17 protein-coding genes are annotated in these 14766 nt (G+C 71.5%); 6 read left to right on the top strand and 11 right to left on the bottom strand.

What is annotated here, in order from left to right; translation table 11 throughout:
- Window positions 1–19: 19 nt before the first annotated feature.
- The 3 genes from fabG to OG349_RS30540 all read right to left on the bottom strand — a co-directional run bounded on the left by fabG (window position 20) and on the right by OG349_RS30540 (window position 2284).
- Complete coding sequence (fabG, locus tag OG349_RS30550) at window positions 20–781, bottom strand: 3-oxoacyl-ACP reductase FabG (RefSeq protein WP_327237643.1); 762 nt, start codon at window positions 779–781, stop codon at window positions 20–22.
- A 265-nt stretch (window positions 782–1046) separates the two neighbouring features.
- Complete coding sequence (locus OG349_RS30545; RefSeq protein WP_327237642.1) at window positions 1047–1430, bottom strand: DUF3037 domain-containing protein; 384 nt, start codon at window positions 1428–1430, stop codon at window positions 1047–1049.
- A complete protein-coding gene (locus OG349_RS30540; protein WP_327237641.1) occupies window positions 1427–2284 on the bottom strand; it encodes a HipA family kinase in 858 nt (285 codons plus the stop codon). Before OG349_RS30540 ends, OG349_RS30545 begins: the two co-directional genes overlap by 4 nt.
- A 235-nt stretch (window positions 2285–2519) precedes the next feature.
- Here OG349_RS30540 and OG349_RS30535 point away from each other — a divergent pair, with 235 nt between their 5' ends.
- A complete protein-coding gene (locus OG349_RS30535; protein ID WP_327237640.1) occupies window positions 2520–3878 on the top strand; it encodes a S28 family serine protease in 1359 nt (452 codons plus the stop codon).
- Window positions 3879–4132: 254 nt separating this feature from the next.
- On the opposite strand, the gene OG349_RS30530 is transcribed toward OG349_RS30535, so the two are convergent.
- Both OG349_RS30530 and OG349_RS30525 read right to left on the bottom strand, forming a co-directional pair.
- Complete coding sequence (locus tag OG349_RS30530) at window positions 4133–4303, bottom strand: hydrophobic protein (RefSeq protein WP_327237639.1); 171 nt, start codon at window positions 4301–4303, stop codon at window positions 4133–4135.
- Between the two features lie 94 nt (window positions 4304–4397).
- Complete coding sequence (locus OG349_RS30525; RefSeq protein WP_327237638.1) at window positions 4398–5213, bottom strand: class E sortase; 816 nt, start codon at window positions 5211–5213, stop codon at window positions 4398–4400.
- Window positions 5214–5536: 323 nt separating this feature from the next.
- Here OG349_RS30525 and OG349_RS30520 point away from each other — a divergent pair, with 323 nt between their 5' ends.
- Window positions 5537–5986, top strand: a complete 450-nt coding sequence (locus OG349_RS30520; protein WP_327237637.1) for a Rieske (2Fe-2S) protein — start codon at window positions 5537–5539, stop codon at window positions 5984–5986.
- Between the two features lie 40 nt (window positions 5987–6026).
- Here OG349_RS30520 and OG349_RS30515 read toward each other — a convergent pair whose 3' ends face one another.
- The gene (locus tag OG349_RS30515) at window positions 6027–6932 is read right to left on the bottom strand and encodes a LysR family transcriptional regulator (protein ID WP_327237636.1); all 906 of its coding nucleotides are present in this window, start codon (window positions 6930–6932) and stop codon (window positions 6027–6029) included.
- A gap of 74 nt (window positions 6933–7006) precedes the next feature.
- On the opposite strand from OG349_RS30515, the gene OG349_RS30510 reads away from it, so the two are divergent.
- On the top strand, window positions 7007–8095 hold the full coding sequence (locus tag OG349_RS30510; protein WP_327237635.1) for a DMT family transporter: 1089 nt from the start codon (window positions 7007–7009) through the stop codon (window positions 8093–8095).
- Here the strand turns inward: OG349_RS30510 and OG349_RS30505 are convergent.
- Window positions 8086–9417 (bottom strand): aminotransferase class I/II-fold pyridoxal phosphate-dependent enzyme, encoded by a 1332-nt coding sequence (locus OG349_RS30505; RefSeq protein WP_327237634.1) that lies wholly within the window; start codon window positions 9415–9417, stop codon window positions 8086–8088. The two genes, OG349_RS30510 and OG349_RS30505, sit on opposite strands and share 10 nt — an antisense overlap.
- A 36-nt stretch (window positions 9418–9453) precedes the next feature.
- Between OG349_RS30505 and OG349_RS30500 the strand changes: the two genes are divergently transcribed.
- On the top strand, window positions 9454–10146 hold the full coding sequence (locus OG349_RS30500) for a pyridoxamine 5'-phosphate oxidase family protein (RefSeq protein ID WP_327237633.1): 693 nt from the start codon (window positions 9454–9456) through the stop codon (window positions 10144–10146).
- A 15-nt stretch (window positions 10147–10161) separates the two neighbouring features.
- Here OG349_RS30500 and OG349_RS30495 read toward each other — a convergent pair whose 3' ends face one another.
- Window positions 10162–11190 (bottom strand): EamA family transporter, encoded by a 1029-nt coding sequence (locus tag OG349_RS30495; protein WP_327237632.1) that lies wholly within the window; start codon window positions 11188–11190, stop codon window positions 10162–10164.
- Between the two features lie 40 nt (window positions 11191–11230).
- The gene (locus tag OG349_RS30490) at window positions 11231–11764 is read right to left on the bottom strand and encodes a Clp protease N-terminal domain-containing protein (RefSeq protein WP_327237631.1); all 534 of its coding nucleotides are present in this window, start codon (window positions 11762–11764) and stop codon (window positions 11231–11233) included.
- Window positions 11765–12054: 290 nt separating this feature from the next.
- On the opposite strand from OG349_RS30490, the gene OG349_RS30485 reads away from it, so the two are divergent.
- The gene (locus tag OG349_RS30485; protein WP_327237630.1) at window positions 12055–12249 is read left to right on the top strand and encodes a hypothetical protein; all 195 of its coding nucleotides are present in this window, start codon (window positions 12055–12057) and stop codon (window positions 12247–12249) included.
- Between the two features lie 86 nt (window positions 12250–12335).
- On the opposite strand, the gene OG349_RS30480 is transcribed toward OG349_RS30485, so the two are convergent.
- Window positions 12336–12986, bottom strand: coding sequence for a PadR family transcriptional regulator (locus OG349_RS30480; protein ID WP_327237629.1), 651 nt, complete (start codon window positions 12984–12986; stop codon window positions 12336–12338).
- A 132-nt stretch (window positions 12987–13118) separates the two neighbouring features.
- Between OG349_RS30480 and OG349_RS30475 the strand changes: the two genes are divergently transcribed.
- Window positions 13119–13940 (top strand): PhzF family phenazine biosynthesis protein, encoded by an 822-nt coding sequence (locus OG349_RS30475; protein WP_327237628.1) that lies wholly within the window; start codon window positions 13119–13121, stop codon window positions 13938–13940.
- 18 nt (window positions 13941–13958) lie between these two features.
- On the opposite strand, the gene OG349_RS30470 is transcribed toward OG349_RS30475, so the two are convergent.
- Window positions 13959–14738 carry a CPBP family intramembrane glutamic endopeptidase gene (locus tag OG349_RS30470; RefSeq protein WP_327238790.1) on the bottom strand — a complete coding sequence of 260 codons (780 nt, stop codon included), beginning with the start codon at window positions 14736–14738 and terminating at the stop codon, window positions 13959–13961.
- Window positions 14739–14766: the final 28 nt, after the last annotated feature.

Below are 14766 nucleotides of genomic sequence, written 5' to 3'. Positions count from 1 at the left end.
AATGCCGGCGCCTCGGCGGCTAGTTGAGCGGTCCGCCGGCCACGTACAGCACCTGGCCGGAGACGAAGCCGGCCTCCTCGGCGGTGAAGAAGGCGATGGCGTTCGCGATGTCGTCCGGGGTCCCGACGCGCTGGACCGGGATCTGAGTGGCGGCGGCGGCCTGGAAGTCCTCGAAGCCCATGCCGACCCGGGCGGCTGTCTGGGCCGTCATCTCGGTGACGACGAAGCCGGGGGCCACGGCGTTGGCCGTGATGCCGAACTTGCCCAGTTCCTTGGCGAGGGTCTTGGTGAAGCCCTGGAGACCGGCCTTGACCGCCGCGTAGTTGGCCTGGCCCCGGTTGCCCAGCGCGGAGCTGGAGGAGAGGCTGACGATACGGCCGAAGCCCGCGTCGACCATGTGCTTCTGGCAGGCCTTCGCCATCAGGAAGGCGCCCTTGAGGTGCACGTTCACCACGGTGTCCCAGTCGGACTCACTCATCTTGAAGAGGAGGTTGTCCCGCAGTACGCCGGCGTTGTTGACGAGGATCGTCGGCGCGCCGAGCTCGGCGGCGACGCGTGTGACGGCCGCCTCGACCTGCGCGCTGTCGGACACGTCGCAGCCCACGGCGAGCGCGGTGCCACCCGCCGAGGTGATCTTCTCGACGGTGTCCTTGCAGGCCGCCTCGTCCAGGTCGAGTACGGCGACGGCACGGCCCTCGGCCGCCAGTCGTACGGCGGTGGCGGCGCCGATGCCCCGCGCCGCGCCGGTCACGACCGCGACGCGCTGCTCAGTGGTGGACATGCATGTTCTCCTCGCCCTAGGAACCCGCGACTCCCGATCACCGGCCTCGTTCTCCGGCCTCGATCGCTGAGCAACCGCTTAGTAGCTTCAGCAGACGAGACGCTAGAAGCAGCGGCACTCGGTGTCAACGCCCGACGCCGCCGACGGCCCGATCGGCCGAGAACGATCGGGGGGGGCGGAAGGATCGCGGGGGACCGGCGAACGCGACACACCGCCCTCGCATCGCGGAACACACCGCGCGGCACGTCCCCCGGCGCCCCCCGCCTCAGCGCACCAGCAGCTCCAGCAGACGCTCCGTCTCCGCCTCGGGATCGGCCGTCAGCCCCGTGTGCACAGGTCCGGGCTGTACGACGGTCGAACGCGGCGCGATCAGCCACCGGAAGCGCCGCCCGGGGTCGTCCCCGGCCGCCTGCCCCGCTCCCGTACCGCCGCCGCAGACGCTCTCGACGGCGCGCAAGGCCGCCCGTACGCCCGCCACGTCGGCATCCGGGTCGAGGGCCTTCAGCTTGGCCTCGTCCAGGTACGTCCTGGCCGCGACGTAGGACGCGGCCCGGCAGTAGACGAGCACTCCGGCGTTGAAGCACTCACCGCGCTCCATGCGCGGCACGACACGCAGCAGCGCGTATTCGTAGACGTCCCTCTTGCTCACTTGACGCCGTCCTTGTCGTTCGTGCTCTTCGCCCGGTCGGGCCGGGGGGTCAGCCGGTCGGCGAGCCAGCCCGGCGCCTGGGAGGGCCTGGTCCTGGCGGGCGCGTCGAAGACGATGCGCTCGTGGATGCTCGCGGCGCGCGCCAGCAGCGGCTCCGCGTAGGCCCGGCGCAGGGCGTCGGTGGTGTCGAAGCCGGGCTCCCCGGCCAGCCACTCGTCGGGTACGTCGGCGACCACCGCCGCCAGCAACTCCTCGGTGACCAGCGGGGCGAGGGTAGCGGCGGCCGACGCGATGTCCGGGGCGAAGGCCGCGAGGGCGTGGTCCGAGGCGTTGTACGGCTTGGCCGCGGAGGCCTGGGCGGTGGGCCAGTTGTGGTGCCAGATCATGGTGGCGCCGTGGTCGATGAGCCACAGGTCGCCGTGCCAGACGAGCAGGTTCGGGTTGCGCCAGGAACGGTCCACGTTGTTGATCAGCGCGTCGAACCAGACCACACGGCCGGCCTCCGCCGCGTCCACCTCGTACGCGAGCGGGTCGAAGCCAATCGACCCGGGCAGGTAGTCCATCCCGAGGTTCAGGCCGCCGCTCGCCTTGAGGAGGTCCTGCACCTCCTCGTCCGGTTCGGAGAGACCGATGACCGGATCGAGCTGGATGGTGACGAGTTCCGGGACGCGCAACCCCAGCCGGCGGGCCAGCTCCCCGCAGACGACCTCGGCGACCAGCGTCTTGCGCCCCTGCCCCGCGCCGGTGAACTTCATGACGTACGTACCGAGGTCGTCGGCCTCGACGATCCCGGGCAGCGATCCGCCTTCCCGCAAGGGGGTGACGTAGCGGGTCGCGTTGACTTCTGTGAGCATTTTCCCGGGCCGTCCGTCTCTTCAACCTTGCTGTCCACCAATGCCGGTTCGCCCCCGCGTCCGGCCTCCGATATGAAGTGAGCATAGTAACCGAGGGTGATCGCGGCGCGGATTTTCCCGCCGCCCTCGGGGGTCGGCCCCGTACGGGAACTCCGGTGCGCTCTCCCCCGCGCGGGGGACACCGCTCACCCGGCGAGGGGATCCGTACTCCAAGAGCCGCGACTTGACTGGCCCCATGAGAAGAACTCACCGCCTTCCCCTCCGCGAAGCCCTCGTCGTCCTCGCCCTGCTGGCCGTGCCGGCGATCGGCGGGCCGCTGCCGGGAACCATGGTCCCGGCAGCGGCGGCGACCTCCGAGCGGTCGCCCGACGGAGACGTCCGCGCCCGCGTCGAGGCCATTCCCGGCATGCGGGTGACAGCGGAGAAGCCCGCGGCGCCCGGCTACCGCTTCTTCGAGCTGGCCTATCGGCAGCCCGTGGACCACCGGCACCCCGCGAGCGGAACGTTCGAGCAGCGGCTGACGCTCCTGCACAGGTCCGCCCGGCAGCCCATGGTGCTGTACACCTCCGGTTACGACCTCGTCGCCAGCCCGGACTTCCGGTCCGAGCCCACCCAGCTCGTGGACGGCAACCAGATCGTCACCGAGCAGCGGTTCTTCGGCGCGTCCCGGCCGAGCCCGGTGGACTGGTCGAAGCTGGACATCTGGCAGGCGGCGAGCGACCACCACCGCCTGATCGAGGCGCTCAAGCCGCTCTACGGCGGTCCGTGGATCTCGACGGGGGTCAGCAAGGGCGGTATGGCCTCGGTCCACCACCGGCGCTTCTATCCCCACGATGTGAACGGTACGGTCGTCTACTCGGCGCCCAACAATGTGGACGACGGGGACGACAGCGCGTACGACACGTTCCTCGCGAGCGTGGGGACACCGGCCTGCCGCGCGACGCTGGAGGCCGTGCAGCGCGAGGCGCTCCTGCGGCGGGACGAGATGGTGACGCGGTACGAGGAGTGGGCGGCCGGCGAGGGGCGTACGTTCACGGTCGTCGGCGGCGCCGACCGGGCGTACGAACTCGCCGTGCTGCGCGCCGTACCGATGTACTGGCAGTACGGCGACCCGCTGTGCACCGACGTCCCGGACCCCACGGCCTCCACGGAGGAGCTCTACACCTGGCTGGACCGGACCTCCGGCCTCGCCAACTACACGGACTCGACGCTCACGCCCCTCACGCCGTACTTCTACCAACTGGGCACCCAGCTCGGCTATCCGCAGTACAGCACCGCGCATCTGACCGGCCTGCTCCGTCACCCCGGCATCCAGGAGGTACGGACGTACGTGTCGAGCGAGATACCCCTGCGCTTCCAGCCGCACGCGATGGCCGACATCGACCGTTGGGTGAGGAAGGCCGGGAGTCAACTCCTCTTCGTGTACGGCGAGAACGACGCCGCGACCGCCGAACGCTTCCGCCTCGGCCCCGGCAGCCGGGACGCGCGGATCCACATCGCGCCGGACACCAACCACCGGGCCCGCATCGCGTCCCTGGACGCGGAGGACGCGACCCACGCCACGGCGACGGTCCGGCGGTGGGCCGGGCAGTGACCGAACCCTGGCGCCGCGGACGGTGACCGGGGGCGTGCCGTGCTGGAGGCGCGGTTCCCTGTGCGCCACGGCAGCCGCCCGGCCACCCACAGGTTCCTCTGCCCCGGTTCACGGAGATGACGTTCCGCGGCCCGGTCTCTACCTCACTTCTCGACTCTTTTCCCATCCGGCTCTCACAACTGCGCCGGGACATGGAAATTCGGGTGGGGCCGGACTGAATGTCCGGCCCCACCCGAATGTGTTGGAAACTCTGTCTACCAGCGGTACCAACGTCCTCGCTTGCCGCCGGCGGCCCCGGGGCGGACGACGAAGCCGAGCAGCCACACCACCAGGACGATGATGGCGATCCACCACAGAATCTTGAGTGCGAAGCCCGCACCGAAAAGAATCAGGGCGAGCAGAAGAACGAGTAGCAGGGGAACCATAGTTATCAACCTCCAGAACAGCGTGTGCCCTGGAAGGTTCCGCTCACGCATATGATCTTATGTAATTCCTACAGCACGCTGAGTCACACCTGATTCAGGGCGTGGTTGCCTTCTTCTCCGCCACCAGTTCGCCGACCTTGTCGATGCGGTGTTCCGGGTTGTGCCTGTCGTCGCGCCAGAAGTTCCCGGCCGCGTTGTCCTCCGGTGTCGCGCACGTGGAGAGTGTGATCATCGCCTTGGTCGGCTGCTTGCCCGGTGAGCCGGGCACCGCCGCCCGCTGGTCCGCGAGTGAGCTCGCGGAGCGGAAGGAGGTGATCCGGGACTCCGTGATCCTGTACTCGTAGGTGATCCCCTCGGCTGTGACGAACACGCGGTCGCCGGTCTTGAGCGACGGCACCTCGCGCAGCGGGCCGCCCGCGGAGAGGCGGTGGCCCGTGACGAGGTAGTTGCCGACCTGACCGGGGCCGACGCCCCCGTCGGGGCCGTACGGACTGGCGGCTACGCCCCGGTCCTGTATCCGCGTGCCGGGCCAGTCGTCGGTCGTGCCCTTGTACGGGACCACCCGCAGCGCCTTGATGTCGATCGACGGGATCGTCAGCGTGGCGTTGACGATCCGCGTGGACGGAGTGGACGGCGTCGACGGAGTGGACGGAGTGGACGGCACGTGCGGCGACGGTTTCGCGGGCACCGCGTCGGGCGTCCCCGTCCCGGTCGCCGCCCCTGTTTCGGCTGTCCCCGTCGCGCCACTCGTCGGGCCCGTCACCGCCACCGCCACCGGAGGTCCCCCCGCCGGGGCACCCGCGGCGCTGCCCGCACCGCCCCCGCCGACGGCGGACGAGCCGCCGAGTACGGCGACCAGCGCGCAGGCCAGCGCGGGGACAACAGCTCGGGATCGGTACGTGGAGTACATGATCCTCCTGGTGGGATGCCGGCGAGAGCCGCGTATGTGCGTTTCATCAAATGTCCGACTCCGCCGCTGAGCCGTCAACCGGGGGCCCGCTGCGGACAGCGCGAGCACGTCCCACGAACGAGTAACTCCCCACGCGGCGCGGAACATCGCCGATCACCACGCCCTCACGGAGGATTCTCAGGAAAGTCGGGTACACAGAGGAATCCGAGGGCAACCACCGGACATTCCGGAAAGTTCACCCCACGCGTGAACACGGAGACGGGTTTGTCCGTACTTTCCGGTGATCGGCCGACGTACTGGCGGCCAGGAGAGAGGTACGCAGCATGACGGGAACGCAGGGCACCGCACGGATCGTGACACGCCGGACCATCGTCGCCGCGGCGGGCGCCGCGGGACTGAGCGCGGCACTCGTGGCGTGTGGGGACGACACGTCGGGGACCGCCGACCAGAAGCCCGGCGACGCCGGAGCGGGTGACACCGGAGCGGGCGACGTCCTCGCGAAGACCGCCGACATCCCCGAGGGCGGCGGAAAGATCTTCGACGGCCAGGGAGTGGTGGTCACCCAGCCCGAGGCCGGACAGTTCAAGGCCTTCTCGTCCAAGTGCACCCACCAGGGATGCGCCGTGACGACCGTGAAGGACGGCGTCATCAACTGCCCCTGCCACGGCAGCCAGTTCAGCGTCACGGACGGCAGCGTGAAGCAGGGACCCGCGACCCAGCCCCTGCCCGCCGCGTCGATCAAGGTCACCGGAGACTCGATCACCCTCGCGTGACGACGCACGCGCTGAAGACGCGCGTACGCATACGGCCCCCTCACCCCTCGACCGTCCGCGCAGCCGCCCCCAGCGCCTCCACCGCCGCCCTGATCGAGGGGCGGCGGCCCGCGTCCGTGCGCCAGACCGCGTGGATGTGCCGCCACATCTTCTGCCGTACGGGGACCACCGCCACGCCCCCGGGCACCGGCCCGCGCCCCAGCCGGGGTGCGACGCAGACGCCCAGACCCGCCGCGATCAGGGCGAGTTGGGTGTGGTGCTCCCCCGCGAGATGGCCGATCCGTGGCTCCATGCCCTTCGAGCGGAGCGTGAACATCAGCCATTCGTAACAGAATTCGCCCTCCGGCCAGGACACCCAGGAGTCGTCGGCGAACTCCTCAAGGTCCACCTCCGACCGGCCCGCGAGCCGGTGGTCGGCGGGCATCGCCACATCGGCGGCGTCGTCCAGGAGATGCGCGATGGCGAGACCGCCCGGCACGGGCAGCCGTTTGTTGCTCCAGTCCAGCACCACGGCGAGATCGAGATCACCCCTGAGGACTCCCCTGATACCGGCCTCCGGCTCCAGCTCCCGCGCCATCACACGCAGTTCCGGATGGGTGTCGCGCAGGGCGCGGATCGCGACGGGGAACAACCCGCGCGCCGCCGTCGGGAACGCCGAGATCCGCACGTCGCCCACCACCCGGCCCCGCTGCGCCTCGATGTCCGACTGCGCGACCTCGACCTGCGAGATGATCCGCGCGGCATGGTCGGCGAGCAGCCGGCCCGCGTCCGTGAGCCTGACCCCCCGCCCGTTCTTGGCCAGCAGCTGCTGGCCCACCTCGCGCTCCAGTTTGGCCAGCTGCTGGGAGACGGCGGAGGTGGTGACGTGCAGGCCCTCGGCGGCGCCGCTCACCGAGCCGTGCCGGGCCAGCGCGTCCAGGGTCCGCAGTCGCTCCAGATTCAACATGTAAGTGATGCTAAGATATCGGACGCACAAAATCTCGCTTGTCCTACGAGATGGTTCAGGTCATGGTGATGACCATGAGCACCGCCACCCCGCCTCGCCCCGGCCCCGCCCCCCTCCCGCACTCCCCCGCACCGGCCTCGGGGAGCGCCCCGGTCCGGCCCGGCGGATCCCCGGACACCCCGCGCGTGCGCCGCGTGATCGGCTGGCGCGTCCGGTTCGCGGCGCTCTCCCTCATCTGGGGCTTCAGCTTCCTGTTCATCAAGGTCGGCACCGGCAGCTTCGCGCCATTCCAAGTCACCTTCGGCCGCCTCCTGTTCGGTACGGCGGTCATCGCGATCGCCCTCGCGTGGAAGCGCGAGCGGCTGCCCCGGGGCCTGCGCACCTGGGGCCATCTCGCCGTCGCGGCCTTCCTCCTGAACGCGCTGCCGTTCTCGCTGTTCGCGTACTCCGAGCTGACGATCCCCTCGACGCTCGCGGGCATCTGCAACGCGACCTCGCCCCTGTGGGGCATGCTGCTGTCCTTCGTCGCCCTGTCCGAGGACCGCCCCACACGCCGCCGGGTGGCGGGCGTGGGCATCGGATTCCTCGGTGTGCTGACCGTCCTCGGCGCCTGGCAGGGCTTCTCCGGCCTCGACGTCACCGGTACGGCCATGGCCCTGCTGGCCTCGCTGAGCTACCCGGTCGGCTGGATCTACGTACGCCGCACCCTGGCCGGCGGCAGTCACTCGAATCTCTCGCTCACCGGAACGCAGTTGCTCCTCGCCACCGTGCAACTCGCCGTGGTGACACCCCTGTTCACCTCCATGCCGACCTCGTTCCCGCTGTGGCCGCTGCTGGCGGTGGTGGTGCTCGGGGCGCTGGGGACCGGCCTCGCGATCCTGCTCCAGTACGGAGTGGTCGACGAGGTCGGCCCGACGATCGGCGCGATGGTGACGTACTTCATCCCGGTCATCGCCACGGCCGCGGGTGTCACCCTCCTCGGCGAGCCGCTGAGCTGGAACACCCCCGTCGGCGCGGTGGTCATCCTGGCCGGCGCCGCCCTGACGCAGAGCAAGCCGTGGAAGTCCCGGAAGCGGGGCGGGAGCGGAGGCCGGACGGCCGAGGCGGACACGACAAGCCCGGCAACCGCACCACAGCCCGCAGCCGCACCCGCTCAGCCGTAACTGCGCGCGGGCGCCGGTCCCGCCGCCACGGCCAGCGCGTCCGCGAGCGACAGGAGGTCGCCGTCCGTGAGCCCCGACACCGTGACCCGTACCGCCGACAGCGAAGCCACCCGGAAGCGCGCGCCCGGCGCGACCGCCCACCCCGCGCGCAGCAGGCCCGTCACCGCACTCGTCTCGTCGGCGACCGGCACCCAGACGTTCATACCGCTGCGGCCGCGGGCCTCGACACCCCGTTCCGCCAGGGCCCGTACGAGCGCGTCGCGCCGTTCGCCGTACGCGCGCGACACCGCCGGGACGTCCACCGCGCCCGAGGTCCAGAGGTCCACGACGGCCCGCTGGAGGAGGCGGCTGACCCAGCCGGGGCCCAGCCGCTGACGGCCCGTCACCCGGTCGATCGTCATGGCGTCTCCGGTCAGGACCGCGAGACGCAGATCCGGCCCGTACGCCTTCGCGGTGGACCGCACCAGCGCCCAGCTGTCGGTGGCCCCGGCGAGCGGGTGCAGGGGCAGGTCCACGAAGTGGTGGCCGTGGTCGTCCTCGATCAGCAGCACCTCGGGGCGGGTGGCGAGCACCGCGCGCAACCGCGCCGCCCGGGCCGCGCTCACCGCCGCGCCCGTCGGATTCTGCGCGCGGTCGGTGACGACGACCGCGCGGACGCCGTCGCGCAGCGCCCGCTCCAGATCACCGGGCAGAGGTCCTTCGTCGTCCACCCCCACCGGCACGGGCCGCAACCCGAGCGCCGGCACGAGGTCCAGCAGACTCCCCCAGCCCGGGTCCTCGACGGCGACGGCGTCACCGGGCCGGAGGTGGGCGGCGAGCACCCGCTCGATCGCGTCGAGCGATCCGGAGGTGACGGCCACCGGCCCTTCGGGGACCCCGTCGGCGTCCAGTCCCGCGCGGGCGAGCCGCGCGAACTCCGCGTCGACGGACGCCTGTCCGTACATCCCGGGCCGCTCCGCGTTGTGCCGCGCGGCGGCGGCGAGGGCGTCGTGCAGCGGCGGCAGCAGGGCGGGATCGGGGTTGCCCGCCGACACGTCCCGTACGCCCGGGGGCGCCTCGACCCGGATCGACCCGCGCGCCGTGCTGGCCGGACGCGCCCGTACGCGGCTGCCCCTGCGGCCCGCCGTCTCGATCACCCCGCGCTCGCGCAGCGTGCGGTAGGCGGCGGCGACGGTGTTCGGATTGACGCCCAACTCCGTCGCCAACTCCCGCATGGGGGGCAGTAGTTGGCCCGGCACCAGCTCGCCCGAGCCGACCGCCCGCTCCACGCTCGCGGAGATGTCCGCCGCACGCCGACCCTGGATCCGATACTCTCCTAGCACAAAGATTACTATGTACTAGTGCAATGGAGGACGCAAATGCCGGAGAGCGCACCGGAAGCCGCATTGCGGGAGACCACCGCCGCCTACCGCCCCACCGAACGCACCGTCCCGACCCGCTCCCGCGAACGGGCCTCGTACGACCGTGAACTGGTCCACGCCATACTCGACGAGACGTACATCTGCCATCTCGGTTTTGTACGTGACGGCGCGCCCGTCGTCCTGCCGACGCTCTACGGCCGGGTGGACGAGCGGCTGTACGTCCACGGCTCGACCGGCTCGCGCCCGCTCCTGCTCGCGGGCGCCGCCGACCCCGGTCTCCCCGTGTGCCTGACGGTCACGCATGTCGACGGCCTGGTCCTGGCGCGCTCCGCCTTCCACCACTCGATCAACTACCGCTCCGTGTTGGTGCACGGCGTCGCCCGCCAGGTGACCGACCCCGAGGAGCGGCGCACGGCTCTCGACGCGATCGTCGACCATGTGGTGCCCGGCCGCGCCGCCGACTCGCGCCCCGCCAACGCCAGGGAACTGGCCGCGACCGCCGTGATCCGCCTCGACCTCGACGAGGTCTCCGCCAAGGTCCGTACGGGCGGCCCCAACGACGACGCCGAGGATCTGGCGCTCCCGTACTGGAGCGGGGTGGTCCCCGTCGTACGCGGTTACGGTCCTCCCGTACCGTCGGACGATCTCGACCCGGCCGTGGCCCTGCCCGGCTACCTCGCCGCCCACTGAGAGGGTGGGACAGACCTAGGCCGGGCGGTTCGTGTCCTCGAACACCTCGGCGCCCGCAGGCACCGGAGCTTCGCCCAGTGGCCCCGCGCCCACGCCGCTTGAGGGCGGCCGGGGCGTCGAGGACTGCGCGATGAAGGCGCCGGCCAGCACCACCGCGCCGCCGGCGATCTGCGGCGCGGAAAGGTGTTCCCGCAGCAGCACCCACGCGAGAACGGTCGCGATGACCGCCTCCAGGCACGCGACCACCCCCGCCACCTGCGGCGAGAGCTTCCGTACGGACACCACACCGGTCGTGTACGCGAGCACGGTCGCGATCACCACGATCCAGCCCAGCAGGAGCGCCGCGGACACCTCGGTGCCGCCCAGGTCCGCCGTACCGCCGAGCAGGGACCAGTCCATCTCCCACGGCCGGCCGACGGCGGTCAGCACCACGGTCCCGACCAGCAGTCCGTACGCGATCACCCCCAGCGGATCCGCCGTGTCCGCCGGGTCCTCCGTACCGCTCCCCCGGTCACCGCTCCCCTGGTCCGACAGGACGAAGTAGCCGACCTGGCAGCAGGCCGCGGCGAGCGCGAGCAGGATCCCCACCGGGTCGAAGCTCAGCCCGGCCCAGACCTCGACCACACAGGCCAGGCCGCCCACCGCGAGCACGACCCCGACGGCGGCGGCGCGGGTGACGGGCCGCCGCTGCACGAAGCGGACCCAGAGCAGGACGAGGGCGGGGGCGAGGTATTCGACGAGCAGCGCGACACCGACGGGGATACGGGAGAGCGCGGCGAAGTAGAACGCCTGGACGCCGGCCACGGCCAGCAGCCCGAATCCGGCGAGCAGCGCGGGCCTGCGGCGGACCAGGTCGCGGTGGCGCCAGGCCACCGGAAGCATGAGCAGGGCCGCGCCGGCGACCCGCAGCCAGACCACCTGGAGGGGGTCGAGCCCCGCTTCGATGAGCGGCTTGGCCGCGACACCGGAACCGCCGAACGCGAACGCCGACGCCAGGGCCAGGCCCAGTCCGACGCTCCTCCCCTGCCCCTGAGACGCGTGCATGGCGTCATCATGACAGGTCGCGTCAGGAGCTACACACCTGTTACACCTGTCGTGCGCGCGGGCCCGCTCCCAGCAACCGTCCCGACAACAACAGCACATCCACCCCGGCCCGTTCGAGCACCTCGACCGCCCTGCACGACCGGTCCGCGGCGAGCGCGGCGAGCAGGTCGAGCCCGGAGGCCCGTGGTTCGCCGCGCCGCGCGGCCCGCTCCAGCGCGTGGTTCATGGCGGCGACGGCGGGCGGGGACCAGCCGGTCACGGCGTCCTCCCGCAGGACCGGTACGGCGCCGGAGTCCTCGACCGTCCCCTGCCAGCGCAGCCCGTACCCGATGCTGCGCTGGACGAGATAGCCGAGCACACGCGCCATCCGGGGCCCGCCGTCGAAGGCGGACCGTACCCCGGGATCGGTCTCCAGCAGGGAGTGCAGGAGATGGGCGGTGTCGATCTGCGGGTCACCGTCGCGGTGGGCCCTTCTGCGCGCGCCCGAGACGACCGACGCCAGCTCCACGGTGAGCCGGGCGTCCAGGTCGACGCCCGCACGGGTCGGGTCGACGCCGGCACGGGTCGGGTCCACGCCCGCACGGGTCGGGTCGACGCCCGCACGGGTCGGTACGGGTTGTCGGGGCACTCGCGGGGTAGGGCTCGGCACCCTCTCACCTCATCAGCCGGCCCCCGGGGAAGGCATCCCCGGCGGGAGCCATCTCGGCGTCCCACGGAAGGTGGGCACCTTGGGCCGGTTCCTCATCCTTACGAATGAGATCGGACCCTTCTCACCCCGACGGGGCGCGCCGCCTTGCGTCCCTCCCGAGGACGCAACCGCGACGGCGGGCGCGGGCGTCCGACAGATACGAGAAGAGGAGGCGGATGTACTGGATGGTCGCCCTGCTCGCGATGGACGGACAGCAGTACGTCTACCGGGTCTACGCCCCGCCGGACGCGCTGCGCGGGGATGTGTTCTGGGCCGCGTTCCACTGCCACGACGAGGGTCCGCATCCGCGGGCCTCGGACGCGTTCGACTCCGCGGTGTTCTGGCGGCTGCGCGTGGCCGACCGTATCTGAGGGCGTCCGACCACGACATGGGACCGTACGCGACGAGGCCCCGCGGTCAGGACCACGGGGCCTCGTCTCCGTACAGCGGCTCTCCGTCAGTCCTCATCGGCGAGGATCAGGTAGAGCTTCTTGCGAGCTTCGTTGGTGACCGCGAGGGCCTTCTGCCGCTGCTCGGGCGTGCCGGTCTTCCAGACCTGCGCGAACGCCTCCATCAGCCCGAAGCCGGCCTGCCGGATCTCGTTGACCGTCTCCCAGTCGACCCCGCGCCCGGCCTCTTCCCACGGAGCGTCGGGGCCTGTCTCGGCCTCCGCCTGTCCGCTCTCCGTGAGTGTGAACAGCTTCTTGCCGCCCTCGCTCCGGCTGGTGATGTGCCCCTCGTCCTCCAGAAGCTGGAGCGTGGGATACACCGAGCCGGGGCTGGGCCGCCAGGCCCCGCCGCTGCGCTCGCCGATCTCCTGGATCATCTCGTAACCGTGCATGGGCCGGTCCTTCAGCAGCGCCAGGATCGAAGCGCGTACGTCACCACGCCGCGCCCTTCCCCGGCCGCCGCCGCCACCGCGCCCCCGGCCTCCGCCGAAGGGACCGCCCCCGAAGGGACCCCCGCCGAACGGCGGGCCGAAGGGTCCGAAGGCGGCGCGCCGCCCCTCGAAGCCTCCCCGGCCTCGTTCGCCGGGCCCGCAGTGACCGGATCCCGGTCCGTGCTCATGGCCGTGTTCATGTCCGTGTCCGTGTGCTTGTGAACGCATCTCTACGTTCCTCCTTCACCTATCGTTGATCTGTCGCGATACCCCAACGATATATCGGAAGCGTACGTTTGACAAACACCTTTTCCTTCCCTTCTCTCACCTGGTGCTTCGCCGATCGCCTACCGTCGGCACATGCGGATTCGAATCGTCGACGCCTTCACCGACCGCCCCTTCGCCGGCAACCCCGCCGGGGTCCTGCTCCTGGACGCGCCGGACTTCCCCGACGACGGATGGCTGCAACGGGTGGCGGCGGAGGTCAATCTGTCGGAGACAGCCTTCGCGCACCCCCTGCCGGCCGGCGGCGACGCCGGGTGGGCGCTGCGCTGGTTCACCCCGGTCACCGAGGTCGACCTGTGCGGTCACGCCACCCTGGCCACGGCTCATGTCCTGCACTCCACCGGCCGCGCGACGGGGCCCCTGCGCTTCGCCACGCGCTCGGGCGTCCTCGGCGCCACCGCGCACGAGGACGGCTCGCTGACGCTCGACTTCCCCACCTCGGCGCTGATCCCGGTGGAGGCCCCGGACGGCGTCGGCGCCGCGCTGGGAGCCGAGCCCCTGTCGGTGCACCGCACCTCGGAGCGGATCGGTGATCTGCTGGTGGAGCTGGCGGACGAGGAGACCGTACGCCGGCTCACCCCCGACCTCGGGCGGCTCGCCGCCCTCTCGCGGCGCGGCGTGGTGGTCACGGCCGCCGCGGCGGATCCGGCGGGCGGCTACGACTTCGTCTCGCGCGGCTTCTTCCCCGCCGTGGGGATCGACGAGGACCCGGTGACGGGCAGCGCGCACACCGCGCTCGCCCCGTTCTGGTCGGCGAGGCTGGGACGCGCCGAGCTGACCGGCCTCCAGGGCGGTGCCCGTACCGGAGTGGTCCGCACGTCCCTGCGCGGCGACCGTACGCTGCTCACCGGCCACGCGGTCACGGTCATCGACGGCGAGCTGCTCAGCGCGCCGTAGGGCAGAAAAACGGCAACTCTATGCCGTGGGCAGCCACCCCACCTTGCCCGCCAGCAGGGCGTATCCGACAAACGCCCCGATGTCGAGCAGCGAGTGGGCCACCACCAGCGGCCCGACCCTCCCCCAGCGCCGGTAGAGGAGGACGAACACCACGCCCATCACCATGTTGCCGAGGAAGCCGCCGATGCCCTGGTACAGGTGGTACGAGCCACGCAGCACCGAGCTCGCCACCAGCGCCGCCATCGGTGTCCATCCCAACTGCCCCAGCCGTCGCAGCAGATACCCGACGACGATGACCTCCTCCAGCACGGAGTTCTGCACCGCCGAGAGGATCAGCACCGGGAACTTCCACCACACGCCGGGCAGCGACTCCGGCACCACGGTCAGGTTGAAGCCCGACGCCTGGACCGCCAGGTAGAACGCGAGCCCCGCGCTGCCGATCCCCGCCGCCACGAGCGTGCCGCGCCCCAGGTCAGGGCCGGGCCGGGTGCGGTCGAAGCCGATGGCCCGCAGTCCGCTGTTCTCCCTGAGCAGGAAGTGCGCGACGAGGGCGACCGGCACCAGAGCCGTGGTGATGCCGAACAGCTGCCAGGCGAGATCGAGCCAAGGCCGCCCGGGGGCCGCCGACGAGTTGAGCTGGGCCGCCTGGTCCCTCAGGGCGCCGGGTTTTGTCACCGAACCAACAAAACTGATCAGCGCCGACACACCACTCGCACCCAGCGAGAGCGCCAGGACGAGCACCGTCTCGGACCGGAGGATCCGCCGGGGGGCATCCTCCTCGGGAAAGGAACCGGCCACCTGATCCACGTCCGCCCGCACACCTGCC

Origin of the sequence: Streptomyces sp. NBC_01317, from assembly GCF_035961655.1 — a bacterium.
GTDB lineage: Bacteria > Actinomycetota > Actinomycetes > Streptomycetales > Streptomycetaceae > Streptomyces.
Note: the sequence above shows the minus strand (reverse complement) of the source record. Positions and strands in the feature narration are given on the sequence as shown.